The organism is Cronobacter malonaticus LMG 23826, assembly GCF_001277215.2.
Lineage (GTDB): Bacteria > Pseudomonadota > Gammaproteobacteria > Enterobacterales > Enterobacteriaceae > Cronobacter > Cronobacter malonaticus.
The window spans coordinates 288,997-301,505 of sequence record NZ_CP013940.1 but is presented as its reverse complement, the minus strand read 5'-3'; the positions used below and the strand labels follow the sequence as shown (position 1 = coordinate 301,505).

13 protein-coding genes are annotated in these 12,509 nt (G+C 57.2%); 2 read left to right on the top strand and 11 right to left on the bottom strand.

What is annotated here, in order from left to right; genetic code table 11:
• Positions 1–104 precede the first annotated feature (104 nt).
• The 4 genes from pspG to AFK66_RS01405 all read right to left on the bottom strand — a co-directional run bounded on the left by pspG (position 105) and on the right by AFK66_RS01405 (position 3,518).
• On the bottom strand, positions 105–365 hold the full coding sequence (gene pspG / locus AFK66_RS01420) for an envelope stress response protein PspG (protein WP_007778547.1): 261 nt from the start codon (positions 363–365) through the stop codon (positions 105–107).
• A gap of 131 nt (positions 366–496) precedes the next feature.
• Complete coding sequence (gene dusA, locus AFK66_RS01415) at positions 497–1,492, bottom strand: tRNA dihydrouridine(20/20a) synthase DusA (RefSeq protein WP_007778550.1); 996 nt, start codon at positions 1,490–1,492, stop codon at positions 497–499.
• A 90-nt stretch (positions 1,493–1,582) separates the two neighbouring features.
• Positions 1,583–2,863, bottom strand: coding sequence for a conjugal transfer protein TraF (locus AFK66_RS01410; RefSeq protein WP_007778553.1), 1,281 nt, complete (start codon positions 2,861–2,863; stop codon positions 1,583–1,585).
• Positions 2,864–3,011: 148 nt separating this feature from the next.
• Entirely contained in the window at positions 3,012–3,518 is a 507-nt protein-coding gene (locus AFK66_RS01405) for a cupin domain-containing protein (protein ID WP_007778556.1), read from the bottom strand.
• Positions 3,519–3,627: 109 nt separating this feature from the next.
• On the opposite strand from AFK66_RS01405, the gene zur reads away from it, so the two are divergent.
• Complete coding sequence (gene zur / locus AFK66_RS01400; protein WP_004388592.1) at positions 3,628–4,143, top strand: zinc uptake transcriptional repressor Zur; 516 nt, start codon at positions 3,628–3,630, stop codon at positions 4,141–4,143.
• Between the two features lie 79 nt (positions 4,144–4,222).
• On the opposite strand, the gene AFK66_RS01395 is transcribed toward zur, so the two are convergent.
• From AFK66_RS01395 to AFK66_RS01380, 4 genes are all read right to left on the bottom strand, one after another.
• Positions 4,223–4,432 (bottom strand): CsbD family protein, encoded by a 210-nt coding sequence (locus tag AFK66_RS01395; RefSeq protein WP_004388591.1) that lies wholly within the window; start codon positions 4,430–4,432, stop codon positions 4,223–4,225.
• Positions 4,433–4,639: 207 nt separating this feature from the next.
• Positions 4,640–5,947, bottom strand: coding sequence for an MATE family efflux transporter DinF (dinF, locus tag AFK66_RS01390; RefSeq protein WP_032968435.1), 1,308 nt, complete (start codon positions 5,945–5,947; stop codon positions 4,640–4,642).
• 126 nt (positions 5,948–6,073) lie between these two features.
• Complete coding sequence (gene lexA, locus AFK66_RS01385; RefSeq protein WP_004388589.1) at positions 6,074–6,682, bottom strand: transcriptional repressor LexA; 609 nt, start codon at positions 6,680–6,682, stop codon at positions 6,074–6,076.
• 108 nt (positions 6,683–6,790) lie between these two features.
• Complete coding sequence (locus AFK66_RS01380; protein ID WP_007778567.1) at positions 6,791–7,159, bottom strand: diacylglycerol kinase; 369 nt, start codon at positions 7,157–7,159, stop codon at positions 6,791–6,793.
• A gap of 132 nt (positions 7,160–7,291) precedes the next feature.
• Here AFK66_RS01380 and plsB point away from each other — a divergent pair, with 132 nt between their 5' ends.
• Entirely contained in the window at positions 7,292–9,718 is a 2,427-nt protein-coding gene (gene plsB / locus AFK66_RS01375; protein ID WP_032968437.1) for a glycerol-3-phosphate 1-O-acyltransferase PlsB, read from the top strand.
• A gap of 221 nt (positions 9,719–9,939) precedes the next feature.
• On the opposite strand, the gene ubiA is transcribed toward plsB, so the two are convergent.
• From ubiA to malM, 3 genes are all read right to left on the bottom strand, one after another.
• Positions 9,940–10,812 (bottom strand): 4-hydroxybenzoate octaprenyltransferase, encoded by an 873-nt coding sequence (ubiA, locus tag AFK66_RS01370; protein WP_007778572.1) that lies wholly within the window; start codon positions 10,810–10,812, stop codon positions 9,940–9,942.
• On the bottom strand, positions 10,812–11,321 hold the full coding sequence (gene ubiC, locus AFK66_RS01365) for a chorismate lyase (RefSeq protein ID WP_007778575.1): 510 nt from the start codon (positions 11,319–11,321) through the stop codon (positions 10,812–10,814). The genes ubiA and ubiC overlap by 1 nt, the downstream gene beginning before the upstream one ends.
• A gap of 182 nt (positions 11,322–11,503) precedes the next feature.
• Positions 11,504–12,445 (bottom strand): maltose operon protein MalM, encoded by a 942-nt coding sequence (gene malM / locus AFK66_RS01360; protein WP_023897892.1) that lies wholly within the window; start codon positions 12,443–12,445, stop codon positions 11,504–11,506.
• Positions 12,446–12,509 lie beyond the last annotated feature (64 nt).

Genomic DNA, 12,509 nt, shown 5'->3' with positions numbered 1-12,509 from the left:
CTGTAACACGGCTGACATAGTGCCAGACAGCCCCGGCAAAGAACATGGCTTAGCGCGCAAAGTAACATGGAAAGTTGCGAGGTTGTGATCAACCCCGCAACTTATTAGTAACGCCAGCGATTCGTCCGGCTGTAACGTGAGGTACGACGATACTCCGGCACTTTCGGGGCCTTCACGGTGCGGATCACCCACACCACCGCCACCGCCAGCAACAGCCACGGCAGTAGTTTAATCATCAGCGCGAATACGCCACCGAAAAACATCACCAGGGTCGCTACCATCAGCGCGGCGATAATCCCGATAAGCGACACGCCGGTCGCCAGCAGCATCAGAAAGAAAGCCACCACAAACAGCAGTTCAAACATTCTCGTTCTCCTTAAAAACGTTATGCCCTGCTATTACAAGTTTCGTGCCACATTTAACTCACTGAATTAAAAAGAAACGCCCCGGCATGTTATCCGGGGCGTTAGTGAAATTGACGATATTCTGGTGAAATTTAACGTTTGTCAGCCACCAGTTTCAGCGCCTGCTCAAGCACGTTAATATCCGCGCCTGGCTTATGGGCGTTTTCGCTGAGATAGCGACGCCACTGCCGCGCGCCGGGGATCCCCTGAAAAAGCCCGAGCATATGGCGGGTGACATGGCCCAGGTACGTGCCTTTCGCCAGCTCGCCCTCAATGTAAGGATACATGGCGCGCACTACCGCCACCGGATCGGCATCCGGCACATCAAGCCCGAAGATTTCGCGATCGACCGACGCCAGTATGCCAGGATTCTGGTACGCCTCGCGGCCCACCATTACGCCATCCATATGTTCAAGGTGCGTTTTCACGTCATCCAGCGTTTTGATGCCGCCGTTAATCGACATCGTAAGCTGCGGGAAATCGCGCTTAAGCTGGTAAACGCGCGGATAATCCAGCGGCGGGATTTCGCGGTTCTCTTTTGGGCTGAGGCCGGAGAGCCACGCCTTGCGCGCATGAATAATAAAGGTGTCGCAGCCGCCCTGCTCCGCCACGGTGCCGACGAAATCGCAGAGGAATTCGTAGCTGTCCTGGTCGTCAATACCGATACGAGTTTTCACCGTCACCGGAATGGAAACCACATCGCGCATCGCCCTGACGCAATCGGCGACGAGTTGCGCCTCGCCCATCAGGCAGGCGCCGAAGCGGCCATTCTGGACACGGTCGGACGGGCAGCCGACGTTAAGGTTTATCTCGTCATAGCCGCGCTCCTCGGCGAGCTTCGCGCAGTGCGCCAGCGCCGCCGGATCGCTCCCGCCCAGTTGCAACGCCACCGGATGTTCCTCTTCGCTATAGGCGAGGTAATCCCCTTTGCCATGAATGATCGCGCCGGTCGTCACCATTTCGGTATAGAGCAACACCTGGGACGAAAGCTGACGCAGGAAGTAGCGGCAGTGGCGATCGGTCCAGTCGAGCATCGGCGCGATGGAAAAGCGATGGGCGGGGAAAGCGTTACGGGATGTGGACGTCATAATAGCTAAGCGAGTCGAAGTTCGGGCTGAAAAAGGGGCGTTACTATAGCACAAACTTCAGGCAGGGGCGCACTGCGCCCCTGCACATGATCAGAAGGTCAGGCTCAACTGCGCGCCTGCGCCCCAGGTTTCGTCTTCACCGACAATGCCTGTCAGATCGAGATGCACGCGGTTAAACGGCGCGAAACCGACACCCGCGGTAAACACGTTGCTCTCATTATCTTTCACGTCTGCGCGGAAACCAGCACGCACCGCCAGCCAGTTAAGCGGACGTACTTCGGCACCCACGCCGACAAACTGTGAGTTCTCCTCGCTCTTAAAGCCTTTGGTTTCCGTCAGATCGCCATCGGCGCTCAGGGTTACCAGATCGTTATGCCAGGCCACGCCCGCCGTCACCAGCGGCGAGATCTGATAGGTATCTTTATACCCGTTGACCTCTTTGGTATCGATATCACGCGACATCAGGTTCTGCCCGCTCACGCCCACGGTCCAGTTCGGGCCGAAATCCGCCGCCACACCGGCGTCGACGTTGAAACCGGTGTCGTCGTTGCGATAGCGCGAGCTGTTCCAGTCGCTGCTGTCGTAGTTATAAATCGACGCGGTGTAGTTATAGAGCCAGGTTTTCTGCAGCTTCGGCGTGACGCCGACGGAGACCGGCACATCACCCACCTGGAACCGATGCGCGAACGCCACGCCATAATCAGAAACGATCGCCGCACGGCCAAACGCGGTGGACGTCAGGCGATCGGTGATAGCGTCAGAGCCGTTGATCGCAGCGTTGATGATTTGTGTGCCCGCGTAGATATCATCGTTCTGGATGCGACGCAGGTAATCGATATCGCTTTGATCCACGCGGGTGCTGACGCGCGCATGCGCATACGCTTTCGCCACAAAGGCCACCGCCAGCACGTCGTTTGGAATACTGACCGCGATACCGCCCGCCGCGCGTGCGCTTGCCGTTTTGCCGCGCAGATATTCCAGCTCGTCGCCCAGTTCACGCGCCGCGCCCTGGAACTGACGCAGCGTACCGATCGGGTTGGCCGCGATATCCCCCGGCGTCAGGCTGTTCACCACATCGCGATAATAATCGACGCGATCGCTAATATGGTCTATCTCATCTTCGAGATTGTCTTTATCGGTAATTTGCGCCTGTAATGCCGGCAAAATCACCGTAATGTCATCTTCTGGCTGTGAACGTGCCAGCAGCGCCGGGTTAATTAACGCGCCGCTGCCGTAATCGGCTGACGCCACGCCGGTGCCGCCCATCGCATCGTTACGCGCCTGCGCCCAGGTATTTGCCGCACTCGCCTGATTGGCCATCACCAGAGAAAGGGCGACGGCTGCCACTGAAGGTTTGATTATATTTTTCACTGTTTACCCTGCTTATTAGCAACATGAATGACATCCTCTGTCAGTTCATGACAGAGACGATTTCTGTTGTGAAGAACGCACTACGCCAGAGGTTGAGGCTAAAAGCTCAACGGCATTTCCGGGCTCGTTTCGTGATCGCCCTCATTATTTATAGATTAGGGTTCTTAATTCGTGTAGGTAAGCCGTCGTGTGGACCAAAAAATTGTGGCGGATGGTCTATCCAGCGATCCGGGCGCGTGGCGGCGTAAGGGCCGTTAAGCGGATAGTAAACCCGGTTTTCCGGTTTGTTCGCCTCGCCTACTACCAGCAGCCGGACTTCGCTGTCGGTATTATTAATGAACGTGTGGCAAAGCCCGGTGCCTGCCGGGAACCCCACGCTGTCGCCCGGTTTTAACGGCCATAGCTCACCGTTTAGCCAGACATCCGGAAAGCCTTCGAGCACATAGACAAACTCTTCTTCGCTGCTTTCGGCATGCGGGTAAGACGTACGACGCCCCGGCGGCAGGCGCTCATGATGAATGCCGAGCCGCGTAAGCCCGGTACGCTTCGCCAGCGGCGCGCCGATGGACATCAGTTCGTCGCTGTCCGGGTAACAGGCGTCATCGTTGCCTTCGACTTCCTGCCAGTGACAAATACATTCAGGCCGCGTATGCATATAAACCTCCGGTTAATGTTCCCTGAAAGGTATAACACAGGCGGGATGTCGGTGTTTCAGCCAGTTCATGATAAAGTGATGACATAAACACGATTCATAGAGGATGCCGATGGATACGACGATTTCGCAGGAAGTTCTGGCGCAGGCTGAAAAGCTCTGCCAGCAACGTAATGTGCGCCTGACTCCGCAGCGCCTCGAAGTGCTGCGCCTGATGACCATCCAGCCGGGGGCTATCAGCGCTTACGATCTGCTTGATTTATTACGCGAAAGCGAACCGCAGGCGAAACCGCCCACCGTTTACCGCGCGCTCGATTTTCTGCTAGAGCAGGGGTTTGTTCATAAGGTGGAGTCCACCAACAGCTATGTGTTGTGTCATCTGTTTGATAACCCGGCGCATACTTCAGCCATGTTCATTTGCGACAGATGCGGCGTGGTCAAAGAAGAGGCAGCGGAAGGCGTGGAAGATATCATGCATGCGCTGGCGGCCAGAATGGGCTTTGCGCTGCGTCATAACGTCATTGAAGCGCATGGGCTGTGTGCGGCGTGTGCAGAAATTGAGGCGTGTCGCCATCAGGGGCAATGTGGTCACGACCACAGCATTACGGTGAAAAAGAAAGGACGTTAAATCAGGTTGGGTGGTACATCCTTGTACCGGTGGGCAGGGCAGCCTCAGAGGGAAAATACCGTTTGAGGTGGTGGCCCGATTACCAGCGGTAATCGTGGCGGCTTTCCCAGTCAGTCACTTCCTTGTCGGCTTCGTCTTTCGCGTAACCGTAACGTTCCTGGATTTTACCTACCAGCTGGTCACGTTTCCCTTCGATGATGGTCATATCATCGTCGGTTAATTTACCCCATTGCTCTTTCACTTTACCTTTAAACTGTTTCCAGTTACCGCCAGCTTCATCTCTGTTCATAGACGTCTCCTTAACATTCGGTAGTGAATCAGTCTCACAGGTTTTCCTGTGGGGGTTCAGCCCGAGTCATCTTCATCATTTGCTGAACGTACTACTTATTTTAGACGTCAATTTTAACCCCGGTGGGATATTCAGAATCTTTAACCATAACGAAGCGCTGACGCCGACAAATTTTCTTTTATGGGCGATGTGATACGTCAGGGAAACTCAGTGCAAAAGACGCCCCCGGCGCCATAAATAGCCGAGCGACAACCCACGCAGCGCCAGGAAAAAGGTGAGCGCCAGCCACAGGCCATGGTTGCCAAGCGCTGGCAGTGTGAGCAGCGTCAGGCCAAAACCGAGCGCCGCGACGGCCATGCTGTTGCGCATCTCCGCCCCGCGCGTCGCGCCGATAAACATACCGTCCAGCAGATAACACCAGACGCCGACGACCGGCAGGATCGCCTGCCAGAAGAGATAGGGCTGCGCCAGCGCCTGGAGCGAAGGTAATGAGGTCAATAGCGACACAATGTACTGCCCCGCCACTGCATACAGCAGCGCGAATGCCAGCGCCACCATCCCTGCTTGTCGGCATGCCGCGCGCCAGACGCTGTTAAGCTGCGATTTATCCTGCGCGCCGAAGGCCTGCCCGGCATGGGCTTCTACGGCATAGGCGAAGCCATCAAGCGCATAGGCGGTGAAGGTCAGAAGGGTCATCAGAATGGCGTTCACCGCGACGATATCGCTGCCGAGCCGTGCGCCAAACACCGTGATGGAACCGAAGCAGAGCTGCAACAGCAGCGAACGCAGCATGATGTCGCGGTTAAGCGCAAGCAGCCTGCCAACGCCGCCGCGCCACGCCATTTTCAGCATCGAAAGGGTAATACCGCGCAGGCGCAGCACGCGGGCTGCCATCATGAGACCGATGCCAAGCGTCGCGTATTCCGCTATCGCTGTCGCCAGCGCCGCGCCCTGGACGTTAAGGCCAAGCCCCATGACGAACCAGAGATCGAGCACGATATTAAGCAGATTGCCGACCACCAGCAGGATCACCGGCGCGCGGGCGTACTGCACGCCTAACAGCCAGCCAAGCAGCACCAGATTAGCGAGCGCCGCGGGCGCGCTGAGCCAGCGGATCTCCAGAAACCGCCGGGCCTGCGTCAGCACCGCGTCGCTGCCGCCGGTAACATGCAGCGCCAGATGAATCAGCGGCTCGCGCAGGGCGATGATCAGCACACCGGCAATCAGCGCCAGCGCCATAGGCTGCACCAGGGCGCGGGCCAGCGCTACCGGATCGCGCGCGCCGAACGCCTGCGCAGTTAGCCCGGTGGTGCTCATGCGTAAAAAGAGCAGCAGCATAAACAGGAAACTGGTGGCGGTAGCCCCCACCGCGACGCCGCCAAGGTATACGGGGCTGTCGAGATGACCTATAACGGCGGTATCGACCAGGCCTAAGAGCGGTACGGTGATATTGGAGAAAATCATTGGCAGCGCGAGGCGCCAGAGAGCTTTATCAGTAGATGTCAGAAAGGGCATATGGCGTTCCGATGCCGTTACGCGAAGAAGAAAAAGTATGAAGGGCTTTAGCTAACGGGAGAAGTCATTACCGTAACCGGGGCGGGCCAGTTACGGTAATGCGGCCTCAGAGAGCCGGGTGACGCATCAGAGCCATTCGCCGTTGCGGATAACGCCGACGGCCAGACCTTCGATTGAGAAGTTATGCTCGCGCAGATCAACCACAATCGGTTTAAACTCGCTGTTTTCCGGCAGAAGCTCAACGGTATTACCCTGTTTTTTCAGGCGTTTCACCGTTACTTCATCATCAATGCGCGCGACGACGACCTGCCCGTTACGCACATCCTGCGTTTTATGAACCGCCAGCAGATCGCCGTCCATAATCCCGATATCTTTCATCGACATCCCGCTAACACGCAGCAGAAAATCGGCGTTTGGCTTAAACAGGCCAGGATCAACCTGATAATGCCCTTCGATATGTTGCTGAGCCAGCAGCGGTTCGCCCGCCGCCACGCGCCCTATCAGCGGCAGGCCGGTTTCGTCTTCCTGCAACAGACGGATACCGCGCGACGCGCCGGAGACAATCTCAATCACCCCTTTACGCGCCAGCGCTTTAAGGTGCTCTTCCGCGGCGTTCGGTGAACGGAAACCCAGACGTTGCGCGATTTCCGCACGCGTAGGCGGCATGCCGGTCTGGCTGATGTGATCCCGAATGAGATCAAACACCTCTTGTTGCCTGGTAGTTAATGCTTTCATTCCGCCCCCTGGGTGCATATACAGTGATGCTGTGAGTATATACAGCTAAAGGTGATTTTAAAACCATAACCGGTTAAAAAAGCGCTTCTTTCGCGATTTCTGGAAAACTTATCGCAAATGCTGCCAGAGCAGCGTGACCCACACGATCAGCGCGAGGATAATCGACAGCAGAACGGCAGCGGAGCCCATATCTTTGGCGCGCCCTGAAAGCTCATGAAATTCAGGGCCGATGCGATCCACCACCGCTTCAATGGCGCTGTTGAGAATTTCGACAATCATTACCAGCGTAACGGAGCCAATCAGCAGCACGCGGGTGACAGGATCGACATCCAGCCAGCAGGCGATAAGAATTGCCGCTATCACGGCAACCCCTTCCTGGCGAAATGCAGCTTCATTTTTCCAGGCGGCGCGTAATCCCTTCCAGGAATAGCCGGCAGCGTTAATAATTCGGGTTAACCCCGTGGTGTTATTGGCCATGACAAGAAACCTTTTTTAAATTCAGGCGTCAATGCTAATGCGCTTCGATAAAGAAGCACCACAGAAATTCTACGGAGTTTCTGATATTCTTGCGCCGCAATTGCATTATTAACCAGAGGCTTTACATCGTTTATGTCCGGTTGGCCACGAATTTACTACAAATTACTTAATTTACCATTAAGCGTGCTGGTAAAAAGCAAGTCCATCCCGGCGGCGCCCTGCCCCGAACTTGGGCTGGATACGTCACGCCCTATTATGTACGTGTTGCCGTATAACTCGAAGGCGGATCTCCTGACGCTGCGGGCGCAGTGCCTGGAGCACGATCTGCCCGATCCGCTGGATCCGCTGGTCATCGACGGCACCGAACTGCCGCGCTATGTGTTTATCCATGGCGGCCCGCGCGTGTTTACCTACTACACGCCGAAAGAAGAATCGATCAAACTGTTCCACAATTATCTCGATCTGCACCGCAGCAACCCGGATCTCGACGTCCAGATGGTGCCGGTGTCGGTCATGTTTGGCCGCTCACCGGGGCGAGAAAAAGGCGAGGAAAACCCGCCGCTGCGCATGCTGAACGGCATTCAGAAATTCTTTGCGGTCTCGTGGCTTGGTCGCGACAGCTTTGTGCGCTTCTCACCGCCCGTATCGCTGCGCCGCATGGCGACCGAGCACGGCACCGACAAACGCATCGCCCAGAAACTGGCGCGCGTGGCGCGTATGCACTTCGCCCGTCAGCGCCTCGCCGCCGTCGGTCCGCGCCTGCCTGCGCGCCAGGATCTCTTTAATAAACTGCTCTCGTCAAAAGCGATTGCTCGCGCCGTTGAAGACGAAGCGCGCACCAAAAAAATCTCGCACGAGAAAGCCCAGCAGAATGCCGTCGCGTTGATGGAAGAGATCGCCGCCGACTTCTCTTACGAGGCGATTCGTATTACCGATCGCGTGCTTGGATTTACCTGGAACCGCCTCTACCAGGGCATTAATGTGCATAACGCCGAACGTGTGCGTCAGCTCGCCCACGACGGCCACGAAATTGTCTATGTGCCCTGCCACCGCAGCCATATGGACTATCTGCTGCTCTCATATGTGCTCTACCATCAGGGGCTTGTGCCGCCACATATTGCCGCGGGCATCAACCTGAACTTCTGGCCCGCCGGACCGATTTTCCGCCGCCTGGGCGCGTTCTTTATTCGCCGCACCTTTAAGGGCAACAAGCTTTACTCGACGGTGTTTCGCGAATATCTCGGCGAACTCTTCAGCCGTGGCTATTCGGTGGAATATTTCGTGGAAGGCGGGCGTTCACGTACTGGCCGTCTGCTTGACCCGAAAACCGGCACGCTCTCCATGACCATCCAGGCTATGCTGCGCGGCGGCACGCGTCCGATTACGCTGGTGCCGATTTACATCGGTTATGAGCATGTGATGGAAGTGGGCACATACGCTAAAGAGCTGCGCGGCGCCACCAAAGAGAAAGAGAGCCTGCTGCAGATGCTGCGCGGCTTAAGCAAACTGCGTAACCTCGGTCAGGGTTATGTGAACTTCGGTGAACCATTGCCGCTGATGACCTTCCTGAACCAGCACGTGCCGGAGTGGCGCGATGCTATCGATCCTATCGAGGCGGTACGCCCGGCGTGGCTGACCCCGACGGTGAACGAGATTGCCGCTCAGTTGATGGTGCGTATCAACAACGCGGGCGCGGCCAACGCCATGAACCTGTGTTGCACCGCGCTGCTGGCTTCGCGCCAGCGTTCGTTAACGCGTGAGCAGTTAACCGAACAGCTGGATTGCTACCTGAGCCTGCTGCGTAACGTGCCTTACGCCGCAGACGCCACGGTGCCGGACGCCACGGCGACGCAGCTCATTGAGCACGCGCTGCAGATGAATAAGTTTGAAGTCGAGAAAGACACCATTGGCGACATCATCGTGCTGCCGCGCGAACAAGCGGTGCTGATGACTTACTACCGCAATAACATCATGCATATGCTGGTGCTGCCGTCGCTTATCGCGGCTATCGTCACCCAGCATCGTCGCATCAGCCGTGAGGCGGTGCAGCAGCAGGTGGAACTGTTATTCCCGATGCTGAAGACGGAGCTGTTCCTGCGCTGGGAGAAAGAAGAAGTGTCGGCGGTCGTCGATGCGCTGGTTAACGAGCTGGCGCAGCAGGGGCTTATTCTTGCTGATGACGAATGGCTTCAGGTGAACCCGGCGCGCTCCCGCACGCTGCAGTTGCTGGCCGCTGGCGTGCGCGAAACGCTGCAACGCTACGCGATTACCTTCTGGCTGCTGAGCGCCAATCCGTCCATCAACCGCGGTACGCTTGAAAAAGAGAGCCGCACGGTGGCGCAGCGCCTTTCGGTGCTGCACGGCATTAACGCACCGGAGTTCTTCGATAAAGCGGTGTTCTCAACGCTGGTGCTGACGCTGCGCGATGAAGGCTATATCAGCGATACGGGCGATGCCGAACCGGCGGAAACCATGAAGGTTTACCAGATGCTGGCAGAGCTGATGACCTCCGATGTCAGACTGACTATCGAGAGCGCGGCGGCACAAGCGGGCGCGTGATTGAGTCTGGCGACAGACAGTAATAAGGCGGGGAAACCCGCCTTTTTTATTGGCGGAAAACAGGGGTAATGGCTGATAACGCTGTGGGTGGTGGGTGCGCTTCGCTTACCCACCCTACTCATAATCTTGCTCGCCGAAAAAATGTAGGGCGGGTAAGCGCAGCGTACCCGCCATCACCGCACGGCCGTCAGCCATAAAAAAAGCGGGTTTCCCCGCTTTTATCAGAACTTCAGATAACTTAACGCCAGGCCGATAAACACCAGCAACCCCACGTAGTTATTATTCAAAAAGGCGCGGAAACAGGCGTCGCGATCGCGCCCGGCGATGATTTTTTGCTGCCAGATAAACAGCGCGCCCGCGCCTGCGAGACCGGCATAGTAAAACGCCCCCAGACCGTTCAGCCAGCCGACTGTGCCAAGCAGCGCCAGCACGGCTATCTGCAACAGCCCGATAATCAGCTTGTCGTGGCGTCCGAAAAGAATGGCCGTCGACTTAACGCCGATTTTCACGTCGTCATCGCGATCGACCATCGCATATTCCGTATCGTACGCCACCGCCCAGCAGATATTGGCGAAAAACATCAGCCAGCAGCTCAACGGCAGCGATTCACTCACCGCGCAAAACGCCATTGGAATTGACCAGCCAAACGCAGCACCCAGCACCACCTGCGGCAGATGGGTGTAGCGCTTCATAAACGGATACATCCAGGCCAGCGCCAGCGCTGCCACCGAGAGCAGAATGGTTTTCACATTCAGCGTTAGCACCAGCAAAAATGACAGCAGCACCAGAATAACGAACAGATTGCGCGCCTCTTTTTCGGTCACGTCGCCGCTCGGCAGCGGCCGATGCGCGGTGCGCTTTACGTGCCCGTCAAATTTACGGTCGGCGTAATCATTCACGACGCAGCCTGCGGCGCGCATCAGCCAGACACCCGCCACAAACACTGCGAGTATCCACAGCGGCGGCACGCCAGGCGACGCGACCCAGAGCGCCCACAGCGTCGGCCAGAGCAGCAGTAACGCGCCAATCGGCTTATCGGTGCGCATCAGGCGGTGATAGGCGAGCAGCTTATTCTGCGTCAGGCTCCACTCCATTATTTTTCCTCTCCGTACAAAGGTGATGCAGGTAAAAACAGTTCAGTCAGCAGCAGCGGTTTGCCGGAAAGCCTCAGCAGAGAGCGGCGTCCCCAGAGTTCGTCGCTGCGGCCCGGCTGGATAAAATCACGCGTGAGGGTGGATGAGGTAAAGAGATAACGGCCCAGCGGCGTGGTACCGAGCTGCTGCAACGCCAGCTCTGGCCCACAAAGTGTAGACTCCGGCACCACTGTGCGCCCGACCAGCCAGGGCACGCCGTCGCCGCACAGCAGAATTTCGCGCAGCCAGTAGCGCGGCTCCTGAGGCAAAAACTCGCCCTCTTCCTCCAGCGCCTCGGGGCCGACAAAGCCCTCAAACAGTATGTCGACCGTCACACGCTGGCAAAAACCTTCGAAACGGCGGGTCATGGAATCTTCCAGCATTAGCCAGTCGAGCAGCGAACTATCAAGCGTGCTGATATCGTCAAAAAAGGACAACGCGCGCAGTTGTCTCAGCGCGGGATGGGACATGCGTGACTCTCCGGGGCCAAAAGTGGACGTATTGTAACGCAGAACCAGCAAAACGGGGGCGGGGAAACAAGGAGTACGAACAAAAGCGCAACATGGGTGCAACAGGATGGCATGCTGCGCCAGGAAAAAAGGTGCGCGCAAGCGCACCAGGTGTTGCAAACATCAGCAGCGTGGGGAGACTGTCACCCCTTGCCTTTTACGCTGCTGATAAAAGTCTGACGTGCTGTGGTAGAGCCGAGACGCTCCGCTTCATCCAGCAGTTTCAGCGCTTTATCGACATCGCCTTTCGCGACCGCCTCTTTAATGGCGCGGTTGAAATAGGCTTCAGTGTCGTTAAGCACCGGCTCGCGCTTCGCGGCAGGAGCGGGCGCAGCCGCCGGTGCGGCAGGCGCTGGTGCGGAATAAGCTGTAGCAGGCGCTGCGGTGTTGCCGACCGTCACAGACGACGGGCTGGAAGAGCCGAACAGCGGGCCGACCAGAACGCTGGATGCGGAGTTAGTGCTCACTTTCAATTTAAGCTTGCCGTCAGGCGTATGACGCGCCACCGGATCGGCGATATCCGGCACGGCGTTACCCACGCCTTTGGCGTACGCCTTCGCCGGGTTGGTCATGGTGGTGGTCTTCTGCAGATCCTGCGGCGTGGTGAAAACCAGCAGGTACAGTTTCTGCTGCCCCAGCGCAGGAGTCAGTTTGATAACGCCTTCGAGGCGGTCTTCAGAGACCACGCCCGGTTCCTGATAGGTAAAGTAATTGCTCGGGAAGTACGCGGCAGGCGTTAAGTTTTGATCCAGCACCAGCACGTTCGGGGCGTAAATGCCGGTCTGTTTGTTCGCAAGGCTGGTGAGCGTAATGGTTAATTCACCAATATTGGCTGGCACGCTGTACGCGGCGACTTTACCGGTAATGCCCGGCACGTTGAGGGTCTGCCCCACGGCGGCGAGATCGGTGGTCTGGGTTTGCGACTGCGCGACGGGCGTCCAGGTCAGGCGCTGCAATTCACCGGCCGGAATGGATGGCGCCGCGGCGGTATTCTGCGGCACGATATTCACATCAGCGAAGCTGACGGCGGGCAGGCCTGCGAGCAGCCCTGCGCTTAAGCATAATGCGACGAGACGTTTTTTCATTTTTATTACCTCGGGTGGAGAGGGAAACGGTAGCCAGGCAATAGCGCGCTTCCCGAAAATCTGT

What these genes read in the sequence shown, in the direction of transcription:
- pspG (WP_007778547.1), bottom strand. Translation starts at nt 365, where the DNA reads ATGTTTGAACTGCTGTTTGTGGTGGCTTTCTTTCTGATGCTGCTGGCG.
- dusA (WP_007778550.1), bottom strand. Translation starts at nt 1,492, where the DNA reads ATGACGTCCACATCCCGTAACGCTTTCCCCGCCCATCGCTTTTCCATC.
- AFK66_RS01405 (WP_007778556.1), bottom strand. Translation starts at nt 3,518, where the DNA reads ATGCATACGCGGCCTGAATGTATTTGTCACTGGCAGGAAGTCGAAGGC.
- zur (WP_004388592.1), top strand. Translation starts at nt 3,628, where the DNA reads ATGGATACGACGATTTCGCAGGAAGTTCTGGCGCAGGCTGAAAAGCTC.
- AFK66_RS01395 (WP_004388591.1), bottom strand. Translation starts at nt 4,432, where the DNA reads ATGAACAGAGATGAAGCTGGCGGTAACTGGAAACAGTTTAAAGGTAAA.
- dinF (WP_032968435.1), bottom strand. Translation starts at nt 5,947, where the DNA reads ATGCCCTTTCTGACATCTACTGATAAAGCTCTCTGGCGCCTCGCGCTG.
- lexA (WP_004388589.1), bottom strand. Translation starts at nt 6,682, where the DNA reads ATGAAAGCATTAACTACCAGGCAACAAGAGGTGTTTGATCTCATTCGG.
- AFK66_RS01380 (WP_007778567.1), bottom strand. Translation starts at nt 7,159, where the DNA reads ATGGCCAATAACACCACGGGGTTAACCCGAATTATTAACGCTGCCGGC.
- plsB (WP_032968437.1), top strand. Translation starts at nt 7,292, where the DNA reads ATGTCCGGTTGGCCACGAATTTACTACAAATTACTTAATTTACCATTA.
- ubiA (WP_007778572.1), bottom strand. Translation starts at nt 10,812, where the DNA reads ATGGAGTGGAGCCTGACGCAGAATAAGCTGCTCGCCTATCACCGCCTG.
- ubiC (WP_007778575.1), bottom strand. Translation starts at nt 11,321, where the DNA reads ATGTCCCATCCCGCGCTGAGACAACTGCGCGCGTTGTCCTTTTTTGAC.
- malM (WP_023897892.1), bottom strand. Translation starts at nt 12,445, where the DNA reads ATGAAAAAACGTCTCGTCGCATTATGCTTAAGCGCAGGGCTGCTCGCA.